The sequence below is a fragment of the Lysobacter sp. M2-1 genome (genome assembly GCF_022662495.1).
In the GTDB taxonomy this organism is placed as follows: domain Bacteria; phylum Pseudomonadota; class Gammaproteobacteria; order Xanthomonadales; family Xanthomonadaceae; genus JAKPBU01.
Genome location: NZ_JAKPBU010000001.1, coordinates 537,535 through 550,013, shown reverse-complemented (window position 1 = coordinate 550,013; position 12,479 = coordinate 537,535). Strand labels below are relative to the sequence as shown.

Genomic DNA, 12,479 nt, shown 5'->3' with positions numbered 1-12,479 from the left:
TCAGGGAGAGAGCTCGACATGCGCGACCGTCATGTGCGGTGGATCTTTGCGTTCGCCTGCATCGCAGGCATCGGCGGTGCGGCCGCCAACGCTAGGCAGCCGGCGTTTACGACGCCGGAGCAGTCCAGGGCGCTCGCCGCCGCGGGCGAAGCGGGCGAGTTCGCGCAGCGGCTGCGTGCGCATCAGCAGCTGCTGCGGCGCGAACGCACCTACTATCCGGCCCTGTTCCGCGCTGCCTACGCGCGCTACCCGCGCATCCCGGCCGGGATGCTGGAAGCCATCGCCTACACCCAGAGCCGCTGGCACAACCTGCGTTCCGGCCGCGACGGAACCGGCAACGGCCACATGCCCCGCGGTTACGGCGTGATGGGCCTGTACCAGGGCGAGGGCTTCGCCGACCAGATCGCAGAGGCGGCGGCGTTGCTCGGCGTGGATGCGGAAAAGATCAAACGCAATCCCGGCTTCAACATCCTGGCCGCTGCGGCCCTGCTCGAGCGCGCGCTGCGCGCAGCCGGTCCCGAGCCGGACATCGAAGCCCAGGCGCTGGCGCTGCAGCGCTACGCCGGATTTTCGGCCACCGGCGCGGTGGGCGACTACGCGCGCGCCAGCTTCGCCTTCGACGTGCTGCTGGCGCTGGATCGCGGGGTCGACGACAACGGCATCCGCGTGCCGGAACGGGCGGTCGAATGGGAGCGCGCGTTTCCGGTCGACATGCTGGTGAAGCTCCATGCACCGATGGTCAGGCTCGACATCCAGCGCGATACGGTCGAGGCCGCCGGCATCGCCATCGACCCGATCAGCGAGCAGCTGCGCGCGCAACCGCCCCTGCAGTCCGCCGATGGCATAGTGGGGATCGCCAGCACCGACTATGGCCCGGCGTTGTGGGTGCCATCGCCCAATTACTCCGCGCGCGGGGACTCGGTGCGCGAAGTGGTGGTGCATACCATGCAGGGCAGCTATGCCGGCTCGATCGCGTGGTTCCAGAACCCCGACAGCCAGGTCAGCGCGCATTACCTGATCCGCAGCTCCGATGGGCAGGTGACGCAGATGGTGCGCGAAAGCCAGAAGGCCTGGCACGCGCGCTCGCATAATCCGTATTCGATCGGAATCGAGCACGAGGGCTACGTCAACAACGCCAGCTGGTACACCACCGCGATGTACAACGCGTCCGCGGCGCTGGTGCGCGCGATTTGCCCGAAGTACGCGGGCGTGACCTGCGCCAACGCCTACCAGGGAGCCGCGACGTCGTACGACGGGCCGAAGCTGGGTGCCAGCGTGCACATCAAGGGCCACCAGCACTTGACCGACAATACCCATACCGACCCGGGCATCAACTGGAACTGGTCGCGCTACTACAGCCTGATCAATCCGGCGGCCGGGGGAATCACGCTGCTGGATACCTTCGAGAGCAGCGTCGGTCATTTCGTCACCAGTCCGACCTATTCGGGCAGCACCACCGGCATCGCGACCAGTTCCAGCATCGCGCGCAACTGCAGCCTCGCGCACGGCGGTACGTGTTCGCTCAATGTGCGCCTGGTCGACAACGCGTCGAGTTCTGGCGACTGGGCCGTGCGTCTGCTCTCGGGCAGCGGCAACCCCGGCAGCAACGTCGCGCTGGCGCGCAGCGGCCGCATCGGCTTCTGGGTGTATTCGGGTGGCACCGGGATGAGCGTGGCGGTCGGCATCGACGACAGCGACGGCACCGAACGCTCGACCAGCCGTGCGATTCCGGCCAACAGCTGGGCATACGTGGAATGGAGCCTGTCGGACGCGGCCCAGTGGATCGCCTGGGCGGGCGGCAGCAACGGCGCAATCACCGCCAGTTCGGTGAAGCTCGATGCGATCTGGTTCTATCGGGCGCAGACCAGTTACCCGGTCAACCTTTATGTGGACGACGTGCAGCTGCGCAATTGACGCGAGAAGGCCTGAAAAGGCGAAGCCCCGGCGGTAACCGGGGCTTCGGTGGACCTGCGGGGAGATCGACGAGGAAGCGGCCGCAGGCCTCGGTAAGGATTGACCGGGCGATTCGGCAAAGGTTCCGCGGCCGGATCTTCGCGGCCCGATCTGTGCGGCCCGATCTGCTCAGACGGCCAGCGGCGGAGCGGATCCGGTCGTACGCCGGCGTTCGATCCGTTTCCAGACCTTTTCGTGCAGGTGGAAGGCCACCGTATTGCAGGCAGGTTCCACCAGCGCCAAGGCGCCGCCGACCCAGATACTGCCGGTCATCAGGTAGCCGACGAGAAAGGCCACGCAGAAATGCACGGCGGCAAAGCTCAGGGTCTTGGTCATGGCGCGGGCTCCGATGAGAATCATTCTCGTTTGTAGGATAGTGGCAGTTGCCCCAAAATCCAATGGATTGATGCAGTCAATGCGATAGCGATCATCTATCGCGAGGGTCGCGCCATCCGCCCCTTCCATGGCTGTCGCCATTGGCACCGGTTTTTAACGACTGCTATACTTTTATGGCTTCGCGGGGCGGTTTTCATGGCTCTGCGGCCCCTGCCAACTCCCGGACACACGCGCGTGCTCAACTCCATCGCCGCGGGTCGGCGGCTGGCGCAGCGGGTGGCGGTCGCGCAGACCGTTGCCACGCTCGCGACCGCGCTGACCTGCCTGATCTGGGGAAGGGCGGCGGGGCTTGGCGCGCTTGCGGGCGGCCTGGCGATGACGTTGGGCAGCGGACTGGCAGCCTGGGGTGCATTCGGGGGGAGCGTGGCCGGTGGCGGCGTGCTGTTGGGGCGGCTGCTGCTGGGAACCGCGCTGAAGTGGATCGCGGTCGGCATGGGCCTGTACCTGGCCATTGCGACCTGGAAGTTGCCTGCGCCGGCGGTGCTGGCGGGCGCGGTGGCGGCAACGGTGGCGTGGTTGTTCGCCGTCAGATCAAAGAACTGAGGATGCGTGCGTGAGTGCTGAACCCAGCGGTAGCGGATCGGGCGGCGGGCTGACCGAGTACATCGTCCATCACCTGACCCACAACACGGCGCAGGTCGCGGGCAATACCTTCCATGTCGACAGCTGGATGGTCGCGCTGGCCGTGGGCCTGCTCGGATGCCTGCTGCTCTGGTCGCAGGCGCGCAAGGCGACTTCCGGCGTCCCCTCCAAGGCCCAGGCCTTCGTCGAACTGGTGGTGGAATTCGTCGATTCGCAGGTCAAGGACGCGTTCCACGGAGATCGCCGCTTCATCGCGCCGCTGGCGCTGACCATCTTCGTCTGGGTGGTCTTCATGAACGCGATGGATCTGCTGCCGCTCGACCTGCCGGCGGCCGCGATCCAGGCCGTCGCCGGCGAGGAGACCGCCCATCACACCTACCTGCGCGTGGTGCCCACCGCCGACATCAACACGACCTTCGGCATGTCGATCGTGGTGTTCCTGCTGATCATCTTCTATTCAATCAAGGCCAAGGGCGGCTGGGGCTTCACCAAGGAGCTGTTCACCGCACCGTTCCACGCCGAGGGCGCGTTCGCGAAGATCGTGCTGGCGCTGCCCAACCTGTTCCTCAACATCGTCGAATACCTGTCCAAGCCGGTGAGCCTGGGCATGCGGTTGTTCGGCAACATGTATGCGGGCGAGCTGGTGTTCATGCTGATCGCCGGCCTGTTTGCTTCGTGGGTGACCTTCGTGCCTGGCGTGTTCCTCAATGCCGGCTGGGCGATCTTCCACATTCTGATCATCCTGCTGCAGGCCTTCATCTTCATGGTGCTGACCGTCGTCTACCTGGCGATGGCGCACGAGCACCATTAACGCGTCCGCCGAACGCATCGATCCATCCCCGCTTTAAAGAAACTGCTTCCACCACCACTTTTCCTTAAGTCAACCCGGAGATCCACAATGGAATTCATCGCCCAAGTCCAGGCCTTCACCGCCCTCGGCATCGGCCTCATCGTCGGCCTCGGCGCCATGGGCGCTGCGCTCGGCATCGGCATCATGGGTTCGAAGTTCCTCGAGTCCGTCGCCCGCCAGCCCGAGCTCGCGCCGATGCTGTCCGGCCGCATGTTCCTGCTCGCCGGCCTGATCGACGCGGCGTTCCTGATCGGCGTCGGCGTGGCGATGATGTTCGCCTTCGCCAATCCGCTGACCGCCGCGGTCACCAGCGCCGCGGGCGGTTGATCGAACCGGCACGACGCACGGAAGCCTCGCGCTTCCGCGCGTGGCAAGCAGCACCCCGGCATGGCGCCGTGGTGCAGACCGATCCGCAGGGCACGACATGAATCCGAATATCACCTTGCTGGGCCAGATGCTGTCGTTCGCGATCCTCATCTGGTTCACCGTCAAGTTCATCTGGCCGCCGTTGATGAAGGCCATCGAGGAGCGTCAGCAGAAGATCGCTGAAGGCCTCGCCGCCGCCGACAATGCGCAGAAGAACCTTGCCCAGGCGCAGGACAAGGTCAACGAGGAGCTCAAGGCCGCGCGTGCGAAGGCCAACGAGATCATCGAGCAGGCCCACCAGCGCGCCAACCAGATCGTCGACGCGGCCAAGACCGAGGCGATCAGCGAAGGCGCGCGGCAGAAGGCGCTGGCCCAGAGCGAAATCGACGCAGCCGCCAATCGCGCCCGCGAAGATCTGCGCAGGCAGGTGTCCGCGCTGGCGGTGACCGGTGCCGAAAAGCTGCTGCGCCGCGAAATCGATGCCAACGCCCACAAGGCATTGCTCGACGAGCTGGCCGCGGAGATCTGACGCGTGAGCCAGGCCCTCACCCTCGCCCGTCCCTATGCCCGCGCCGCGTTCGCGATCGCGCGGGACGGCGGCAGGTTCGCGCAGTGGTCCGACGCGCTCGGATTCGCGGCGCGCATCGCCGCCGACTCGCAGGTCGCGTCGCTGCTCGCCAACCCCAGGCTCACCGCTGGCGATGCGATCACGCTGCTCTCGGTCGATGGCACAGAACCGGCGTTCGCCGACTTCCTCGCCCTGCTGGCGGAGAACCGCCGCATGACGCTGCTGCCGGAAATCGCCGGGCTGTACGAGCAGCTGCGCGCCGACGCCGAGAAGGTCGTACGGGCCAGGGTGACCTCGGCGGCCACGCTGCCCGCGGGCGAGCTCGACACGATCACGGCGGCGCTACGCAAGCGCTTCGGCCGCGAAGTGCACGTCGAAACCGCGATCGACGAATCGCTGATCGGCGGTGCGCTGATCGACACCGGCGACATGGTCATCGACGGTTCGCTGCGCGGCAAGCTGCAGCGGCTGCAGGCGGCATTGAACCAGTAACCACGTAAGCGGGCTCGAGCCCGCCGAACGGAACGCAAAACACCAAGGCGGGCCAGGGCCCGCCCTACAGGAAACGAAGCAATGGCAACCACCACGCTCAACCCGTCCGAAATCAGCGAGCTGATCAAGGCCCGCATCGAGAAGGTCAAGCTGTCCGCGGAGGCGCGCAACGAGGGCACCGTAACCTCGGTGTCTGACGGCATCGTGCGCATCTTCGGCCTGGCCGACGCGATGCAGGGCGAGATGATCGAGCTGCCCAATGCGACCTTCGCGCTTGCGCTGAATCTGGAGCGCGATTCGGTGGGCGCGGTGGTGCTGGGCGACTACGAGCACCTGCGCGAAGGCGACGTGGCCAAGACCACCGGCCGCATCCTGGAAGTGCCGACCGGCCCGGAAATGCTCGGCCGCGTGGTCAATGCGCTGGGCGAGCCGATCGACGGCAAGGGTCCGATCGAAGCCAGGACCTCGGCGCCGGTGGAAACCATCGCGCCCGGCGTGATCTGGCGCAAATCGGTGTCGCAGCCGGTGCAGACCGGCTACAAGGCGATCGACTCGATGATCCCGATCGGGCGCGGCCAGCGCGAGCTGATCATCGGCGACCGCCAGACCGGCAAGACCGCGGTGGCGATCGACACGATCATCAACCAGAAGCATTCGGGCATCAAATGCATCTACGTGGCGATCGGTCAGAAGAACTCGACCATCGCCAACATCGTGCGCAAGCTGGAAGAACACGGGGCGATGGCCTACACGACGGTCGTGGCCGCGTCGGCTTCGGAATCGGCCGCGATGCAGTACATCGCCGCGTACTCGGGCTGCACTATGGGCGAGTACTTCCGCGACCGCGGCGAAGACGCGCTGATCATCTATGACGACCTGTCCAAGCAGGCCGTGGCCTACCGCCAGATCTCGCTGCTGCTGCGCCGCCCGCCGGGCCGCGAAGCCTACCCGGGCGACGTGTTCTACCTGCACAGCCGCCTGCTCGAGCGCGCCGCGCGCGTGTCCGAAGCGTATGTGGAGAAGTTCACCAATGGCGAAGTGAAGGGCAAGACCGGCTCGCTGACCGCGCTGCCGATCATCGAGACCCAGGCCGGCGACGTGTCCGCATTCGTGCCGACCAACGTGATCTCGATCACCGACGGCCAGATCTTCCTCGAGACCGACCTGTTCAACGCCGGCATCCGTCCGGCGGTGAACGCCGGCATCTCGGTGTCGCGCGTGGGTGGCGCGGCCCAGACCAAGATCATGAAGAAGCTCTCGGGCGGCATCCGCATCGCGTTGGCCCAGTATCGCGAACTCGCCGCGTTCGCCCAGTTCGCCTCCGATCTGGACGACGCCACCCGCAAGCAGCTCGAGCGCGGCCAGCGCGTGACCGAGCTGATGAAGCAGAAGCAGTACGCGCCGATGTCGGTGGCCCAGCAGGCGCTGGCCATCTACGCGGTCGACAACGGCTACATGGACGATGTGCCGGTCGCCAAGATCGGCGGATTCGAGGAAGCGCTGCATGCGCACTTCGCCAACACCGCCGGCGACACGCTCAAGGCGATCGACGCCAGCGGCGACTGGAACAACGATTTCGAAGCCGCGTTCAAGAAGGGCATCGAGGACTTCAAGGCGACGGGTAGCTGGTGATGAACAGGGTGCGCCCCGGCGCACCGGTGTTGAATCGCGGTTTGCGACGGTGCGCCAGGGCGCACCCTAACGGGAAAACGAGATGGCAGGCGGCAGGGAAATCAAAACCAAGATCAAGAGCGTGCAGAACACCCGCAAGGTGACGCGCGCGCTCGAGATGGTCTCGGCTTCCAAGATCCGCAAGGCGCAGGAGCGGATGAAGGCCTCGCGCCCGTATGCGCGCGCCATGAAGCAGGTGATCGGCCATCTGGCGCAGGCCAATTCCGAGTTCCGGCATCCCTACCTGGTCGAGCGCGCGGAGATCAAGCGCGTCGGTTACGTCATCGTGTCTTCGGACCGCGGCCTGGCCGGCGGCCTCAACAACAACCTGTTCCGCAGGCTGCTGGGCGAGATCCGCAAGCACCAGGAACAGGGCGTGCAGGTCGACGTCGTCACCATCGGGCAGAAGGCCTCGGTGTTCTTCCGCCGGATCAAGGTCGAGATGCTGGCCTCGGTGAGCCATCTGGGCGATACCCCGCGCGTCGAGCAGCTGGTCGGCGTGATCAAGGTGATGCTCGACGCCTACAGCAGCGGCACGGTCGACAAGGTCTTCCTCTGCTACAACGACTTCGTCAACACCATGACCCAGCGCGCGGCGTTCGACCAGCTGCTGCCGCTGCCGCCGTCCGACGGCGCGGTCGCCCAGCACGAATGGGATTACATCTACGAGCCCGACGCGGAAACCGTGCTCGAGCACGTGCTGACGCGCTACGTCGAATCGCTGGTCTACCAGGCGGTGATGGAGAACGTGGCCTCCGAACACGCCGCGCGCATGGTCGCGATGAAGGCGGCCAGCGACAACGCCAACAAGCTGATCGAAACGCTGAACCTGGTCTACAACAAGGCCCGGCAGGCGGCGATCACCCAGGAAATTTCGGAAATCGTCGGCGGGGCCGCGGCGGTTTGACCCCATTCCCGTAGGAGCGACGTAAGTCGCGAACCCGTGCCAGAAGATCGCGACTCACGTCGCTCCTGCAAAAGAAGCATTGCAATTCGAGGAAGTTGAACATGAGCAACCAGGGCAAGATCGTCCAGATCATCGGCGCCGTCGTCGACGTCGAATTCCCGCGCGAGAGCGTGCCGAGGGTCTACGACGCGCTGAAGGTGCAGAACACCGCGATCACGCTGGAAGTGCAGCAGCAGCTGGGCGACGGCGTCGTGCGCACGATCGCGCTTGGCTCCACCGACGGCCTGAAGCGCAACCTCATCGCCGAGAACACCGGCAAGGCCGTGTCGGTGCCGGTCGGCACGGGCACGCTGGGCCGGATCATGAACGTGCTTGGCGAGCCGATCGACGAAGCCGGCCCGGTCGAGGCGACCGAGCACTGGGAAATTCATCGCCCCGCGCCGTCCTACGAGGACCAGGCCGCCGCCAACGAGCTGCTGGAAACCGGCATCAAGGTGATCGACCTGATGTGTCCGTTCGCCAAGGGCGGCAAGGTGGGCCTGTTCGGCGGCGCCGGCGTGGGCAAGACGGTGAACATGCTCGAGCTCATCAACAACATCGCCACCGAACACAGCGGCCTGTCCGTGTTTGCCGGCGTGGGCGAGCGCACGCGCGAGGGCAACGACTTCTACCACGAGATGGCCGAGGCAGGCGTCATCAAGCTGGATGACATGAAGGAGTCGAAGGTCGCGATGGTCTACGGCCAGATGAACGAGCCGCCCGGCAACCGCCTGCGCGTCGCGCTGACCGGCCTGACCATGGCCGAATACTTCCGTGACGAGAAAGACGCCGAAGGCAAGGGCCGCGACGTGCTGTTCTTCGTCGACAACATCTACCGCTACACCCTGGCCGGCACCGAGGTCTCGGCGCTGCTGGGCCGCATGCCGTCGGCCGTGGGCTACCAGCCGACGCTGGCCGAGGAAATGGGCGTGCTGCAGGAGCGCATCACCTCGACCAAGACCGGTTCGATCACCTCGATCCAGGCCGTGTACGTGCCCGCGGACGACCTGACCGACCCGTCGCCGGCCACCACCTTCGCGCATCTGGACGCGACCGTGGTGCTGTCGCGCAACATCGCCGCGCTGGGTATCTATCCGGCGGTGGATCCGCTGGACTCGACCAGCCGCCAGCTCGACCCCAACGTGATCGGCAACGAGCACTACGAGACGGCGCGCCGCGTGCAGGCCACGCTGCAGAAGTACAAGGAGCTCAAGGACATCATCGCGATCCTGGGCATGGACGAGCTGTCGGAAGAGGACAAGCTGGCCGTGGCCCGCGCGCGCAAGATCGAGCGCTTCTTCTCGCAGCCGTTCCACGTGGCCGAAGTGTTCACCGGCTCGCCGGGCAAGTACGTGTCGCTGAAGGACACGATCCGCGGCTTCAAGGGCATCGTCGACGGCGAGTACGATCACCTGCCCGAGCAGGCGTTCTACATGGTCGGCGGCATCGAGGAAGCGGTCGAGAAGGCCAAGAAGATCGCCGAGAAGGCGTAATGCGGTTCCCTCTCCTGCTTGCGGGAGAGGGCTAGGGTGAGGGCACCGGCCCGCACTCGCACTCCTGCCCTCTCCCGCAACCAGGAGAGGGGGAAAAGGTACAAAGGCGTTTACTTATGGCATCCACCATCCGTTGCGACATCGTCAGCGCCGAAGCCGAGATCTTCCACGGTGAAGCCACCCTGGTGGTGGCGACCGGCGAAATCGGCGAGCTCGGCATCGCGCCGCGCCACGCGCCGCTGATCACGCGCCTGAAGCCGGGTAAGGTCGTGGTGACGCAGGAAAACGGCGAACAGCTCGACTTCGCCATTTCCGGCGGCATCCTGGAAGTGCAGCCGCAGGTGGTGACCATCCTGGCCGACACCGCGGTGCGCGCGCAGGACATCGACGAGGCCTCGGTGCGGACGGCGAAGGAAGAGGCCGAGCGCATCCTCGCCGGCCGCGGCGAGGCGATGGAAGTCGCCGAGGCGCAGCAGCGCCTGGCGGAGGTGACGGCGCAGCTTCAAGCGCTGGAACGTCTGCGCAAGAACCTGAAGCACTAAGCGCCACAGTAGGGCGGGGCTTGCCCCGCTGCTCTGCGTTTGCGGTGACAGGACGCCGGCCAAGTGCCGGCGTTTCTGTACGTATCGCAGTCGGTGATCGTGGCAGCGGCTTCAGCCGCGAATGCCATCGCGCTTGCCCGCCTGCAGGAAGGTACGGCATTCGCGAGCAAGCTCGTTCCCCCGCTCACGAATCAACGATCACGGCTTCTTCTGATACACCCAGTGCCGCGACAGCACGAAGCCGATCACGCCGAGCAGGAATTCCACTCCCGGCTTGGCCAGCCACGCCCATTTCAGCCCGAACCAGTCGTCGATACTGCCCATCGCCCAGGTGCTCACGGCGGTGGTGCACAGCCACATCATCAGGAAGCGCTGCAGCTGGGTGCGACCGACCTCGGTGTCGTCGCCGGCGAAGGTGAAGCGGCCGTTGAGCCAGTAGCCCAGCAGCGCCCCGGCGATGCGCCCGAAGATGTTGGCCGGCTCCACCGCCATGCCCAGGTGGCTCAGGCCCACCATCACGCCCCAGTCGACCAGCCATTGCACACCGCCTATGAGGGTGTAATGGCGTGCGTGGCGGGCCAGGGTCATGGCGTGGCGTCCGCGGGAAGCTGCCAGGTGGCGATGTCTCCGACGCTGGGCAGCGACCTGGCGCCTGCGCCCGCCAGGGCCGCCTTCTGGGCAGCGGTGATGGTGCTCGTGCGCACGAGCACATGACTGATCCCTTCCTTGCGCCACAGCCGCCTCCACGCCGTGCCGCTCGGGTCGCGTTCGGCGGCAGCCGCGGCGCGCTGCAAGGCGGGCGCGTACCACGAGGTCGTCCGGCCGCGGCTGCCGAGTTCGGCGATCCACGGCGCGTCGTCAGCGATCAGCAGCACGTTGCGGTGCCCCTGTTCGCGTAGCCCGGCGATCGCTTCACGCGCGGGCGCGTACTGCGCATACAACGGCGACGGATCGCCCGGATGCAACACGGTCTGCTTCAGCGCACCGGTCCGCAGCATCCATTGGGCATTGGCCTGGAAGGCGAAGTTCAGCACGCAGATGGCGACCAGCAGATGCGCTCCGCTACGTGGCGCGAAGTGGGTCGCTGCCGATACCAGCGCCGGCAACACGAGGACCAACGGGGGAAAGGCATAGCGCAGATACTGCAACGGGAGCAATGTGATCGCCAGCATCGCGAGGCTCGCCGTGGCCAGCGCACGCGTGGGCCGGTGCCACAGGGCCAGCAGCCAGGCGCCGGCGCAGGCCACGAGCGCAAAGCCGGCCGCGCCGGCGAAGCCCTCGTGATAGTCGGCGCTGCGAAAGGTCAGCGTCCAGGGCAGCCACGGCGACCAACCCGCATGCCAGCGGGCGTCGTCGAAATTCGCCGCGTCGAAGTAGGGCGACTGGAACCAGGCGTTGAACAGCGGCAGAAACGGGTTGCCGGCAATTGTCGCCGCGTACACGTAGCTTGAACCGGCGACGATCAGCGCCAGCGCGGATGCGGCCACGAGTTTTCCGGGGGCGGGCCACGGACGACGCAGCCAGGCCGCCCACACGATCAACAGCAGCCCTTGCATCCCGGCGAGGAGCTTCAGGCCGAAGAGGCCGCCCACGATGACGGCGCCGGCGAAGAGCGCACGTCCCTTCGGGTCGCCGGTGGGATCGAGTACAAGACAGGCGAGCCAGACGAGCAATGCAGTCGCGGCGGTTTCGGTCTGCATGCCGCCGGCCAGGCCAGCGGTCAGCGGCAGGCTGGCGTACAGGGCAACGGCGATCCACGCCTGCCGCTGGTTGCCGCCGACCAGTCTGCACAGCCGCCATACGCCGGCCGCGGTGAGCGCGATCCACAGGGCGTTGAGTGCGCCCCGCGCTTCGCGATCCGCCAGCAACTGCGCGACCGCGTGCTGCACGTCGGATGCCCATGGCGCCACTGCCCAGACATGCAGCCAGGGGTCGGGCGCATAGCGCCCCCGCAGCTGCAGTTCCCAGGGCAGGCGCAGGTGATAGCCCAGATCGTCCGCCTGCAGGGTCGGCAGCCAGGTTGCAGTCGCCGCAAGACCCAGCGCGAGCACGCCCCAGGCGGCGGCGCGCGGCGCGGGGGCGATCGTGTCATGCCAGCCAATGCGCGCGTCGCGCAACGCATCGAGCACGGCGTGGCGTCGCCAGGCGATGGTCGCCAGGCACAGGGCGAGATAGCTCCATCGTGAGTGGATCGGCAGTGGCAACAGCCAACCCACGACGCCCGCGAGCAATGCCAGCCCGTAGACGCAGCGCGCCGCCACTGGACCGGCAAGCAGGCCTCCCACCGCGAGAGCCGCCAAGCCCAGCAGGCCCGCCGCCAGCAGGGGCAGTGGGCCCGCGAATACGGCCAGGGCCGCCACCAGCACCAGCACCTGGCAGCCTGCCTGGGACCAGCGCGTCACGCGTCGCAGTCCCCACGCAAGCCCGGCGACCGCCAGCGCGATCAGCAGCAGTTCGCCGAAGCGTCCGGGGCGCCAGTGTTCCCACAGGCGATAAATACCCAGCCCCGCCACACAGGCCGCCGGCCCGGCCCAAAGCAATGCCATGGCGAAGGCGGGTGGCCGGCGCGGGCGATCGTGTTCCATCGCAGGGGTGGCGTCGCCATCGCGCGTCATCGGCG

13 protein-coding genes are annotated in these 12,479 nt (G+C 66.7%); 10 read left to right on the top strand and 3 right to left on the bottom strand.

Annotation, left to right across the window (positions count from 1 at the left end):
- The first annotated feature begins 18 nt into the window (after positions 1-18).
- On the top strand, positions 19-1,914 hold the full coding sequence (locus MC375_RS02420) for an N-acetylmuramoyl-L-alanine amidase (protein ID WP_242101683.1): 1,896 nt from the start codon (positions 19-21) through the stop codon (positions 1,912-1,914).
- Positions 1,915-2,082: 168 nt separating this feature from the next.
- Here the strand turns inward: MC375_RS02420 and MC375_RS02415 are convergent, their stop codons facing one another.
- Positions 2,083-2,289, bottom strand: a complete 207-nt coding sequence (locus tag MC375_RS02415) for a DUF2061 domain-containing protein (protein ID WP_242101682.1) — start codon at positions 2,287-2,289, stop codon at positions 2,083-2,085.
- Positions 2,290-2,523: 234 nt separating this feature from the next.
- Between MC375_RS02415 and MC375_RS02410 the strand changes: the two genes are divergently transcribed.
- The 9 genes from MC375_RS02410 (at position 2,524) to MC375_RS02370 (ending at position 9,859) form a co-directional block, all read left to right on the top strand.
- Positions 2,524-2,892 (top strand): ATP synthase subunit I, encoded by a 369-nt coding sequence (locus MC375_RS02410; RefSeq protein ID WP_242101681.1) that lies wholly within the window; start codon positions 2,524-2,526, stop codon positions 2,890-2,892.
- Between the two features lie 10 nt (positions 2,893-2,902).
- A complete protein-coding gene (gene atpB, locus MC375_RS02405; RefSeq protein ID WP_242101680.1) occupies positions 2,903-3,742 on the top strand; it encodes a F0F1 ATP synthase subunit A in 840 nt (279 codons plus the stop codon).
- Between the two features lie 87 nt (positions 3,743-3,829).
- Positions 3,830-4,108, top strand: coding sequence for a F0F1 ATP synthase subunit C (atpE, locus tag MC375_RS02400; RefSeq protein WP_242101679.1), 279 nt, complete (start codon positions 3,830-3,832; stop codon positions 4,106-4,108).
- Positions 4,109-4,205: 97 nt separating this feature from the next.
- Positions 4,206-4,676 (top strand): F0F1 ATP synthase subunit B, encoded by a 471-nt coding sequence (locus tag MC375_RS02395; RefSeq protein WP_242101678.1) that lies wholly within the window; start codon positions 4,206-4,208, stop codon positions 4,674-4,676.
- Positions 4,677-4,679: 3 nt separating this feature from the next.
- Entirely contained in the window at positions 4,680-5,207 is a 528-nt protein-coding gene (locus MC375_RS02390; protein ID WP_242101677.1) for a F0F1 ATP synthase subunit delta, read from the top strand.
- An 81-nt stretch (positions 5,208-5,288) separates the two neighbouring features.
- Positions 5,289-6,839, top strand: a complete 1,551-nt coding sequence (atpA, locus tag MC375_RS02385) for a F0F1 ATP synthase subunit alpha (RefSeq protein WP_242101676.1) — start codon at positions 5,289-5,291, stop codon at positions 6,837-6,839.
- A gap of 82 nt (positions 6,840-6,921) precedes the next feature.
- Complete coding sequence (atpG, locus tag MC375_RS02380) at positions 6,922-7,785, top strand: F0F1 ATP synthase subunit gamma (protein WP_242101675.1); 864 nt, start codon at positions 6,922-6,924, stop codon at positions 7,783-7,785.
- 101 nt (positions 7,786-7,886) lie between these two features.
- Positions 7,887-9,317, top strand: a complete 1,431-nt coding sequence (gene atpD, locus MC375_RS02375) for a F0F1 ATP synthase subunit beta (RefSeq protein ID WP_242101674.1) — start codon at positions 7,887-7,889, stop codon at positions 9,315-9,317.
- Positions 9,318-9,433: 116 nt separating this feature from the next.
- On the top strand, positions 9,434-9,859 hold the full coding sequence (locus MC375_RS02370; RefSeq protein WP_242101673.1) for a F0F1 ATP synthase subunit epsilon: 426 nt from the start codon (positions 9,434-9,436) through the stop codon (positions 9,857-9,859).
- A gap of 198 nt (positions 9,860-10,057) precedes the next feature.
- Here MC375_RS02370 and MC375_RS02365 read toward each other — a convergent pair whose 3' ends face one another.
- Together MC375_RS02365 and MC375_RS02360 are read right to left on the bottom strand one after the other, a co-directional pair.
- The gene (locus MC375_RS02365; RefSeq protein ID WP_242101672.1) at positions 10,058-10,447 is read right to left on the bottom strand and encodes a GtrA family protein; all 390 of its coding nucleotides are present in this window, start codon (positions 10,445-10,447) and stop codon (positions 10,058-10,060) included.
- Positions 10,444-12,474 (bottom strand): hypothetical protein, encoded by a 2,031-nt coding sequence (locus MC375_RS02360; RefSeq protein ID WP_242101671.1) that lies wholly within the window; start codon positions 12,472-12,474, stop codon positions 10,444-10,446. The genes MC375_RS02365 and MC375_RS02360 overlap by 4 nt, the downstream gene beginning before the upstream one ends.
- Positions 12,475-12,479: the final 5 nt, after the last annotated feature.

Excerpts from the sequence above, each read along its gene's own strand:
- atpD (WP_242101674.1), top strand. The coding sequence starts at position 7,887 with ATGAGCAACCAGGGCAAGATCGTCCAGATCATCGGCGCCGTCGTCGAC.
- MC375_RS02370 (WP_242101673.1), top strand. The coding sequence starts at position 9,434 with ATGGCATCCACCATCCGTTGCGACATCGTCAGCGCCGAAGCCGAGATC.
- MC375_RS02415 (WP_242101682.1), bottom strand. The coding sequence starts at position 2,289 with ATGACCAAGACCCTGAGCTTTGCCGCCGTGCATTTCTGCGTGGCCTTT.
- MC375_RS02360 (WP_242101671.1), bottom strand. The coding sequence starts at position 12,474 with ATGACGCGCGATGGCGACGCCACCCCTGCGATGGAACACGATCGCCCG.
- MC375_RS02420 (WP_242101683.1), top strand. The coding sequence starts at position 19 with ATGCGCGACCGTCATGTGCGGTGGATCTTTGCGTTCGCCTGCATCGCA.
- atpA (WP_242101676.1), top strand. The coding sequence starts at position 5,289 with ATGGCAACCACCACGCTCAACCCGTCCGAAATCAGCGAGCTGATCAAG.
- atpG (WP_242101675.1), top strand. The coding sequence starts at position 6,922 with ATGGCAGGCGGCAGGGAAATCAAAACCAAGATCAAGAGCGTGCAGAAC.
- MC375_RS02365 (WP_242101672.1), bottom strand. The coding sequence starts at position 10,447 with ATGACCCTGGCCCGCCACGCACGCCATTACACCCTCATAGGCGGTGTG.
- MC375_RS02395 (WP_242101678.1), top strand. The coding sequence starts at position 4,206 with ATGAATCCGAATATCACCTTGCTGGGCCAGATGCTGTCGTTCGCGATC.
- atpE (WP_242101679.1), top strand. The coding sequence starts at position 3,830 with ATGGAATTCATCGCCCAAGTCCAGGCCTTCACCGCCCTCGGCATCGGC.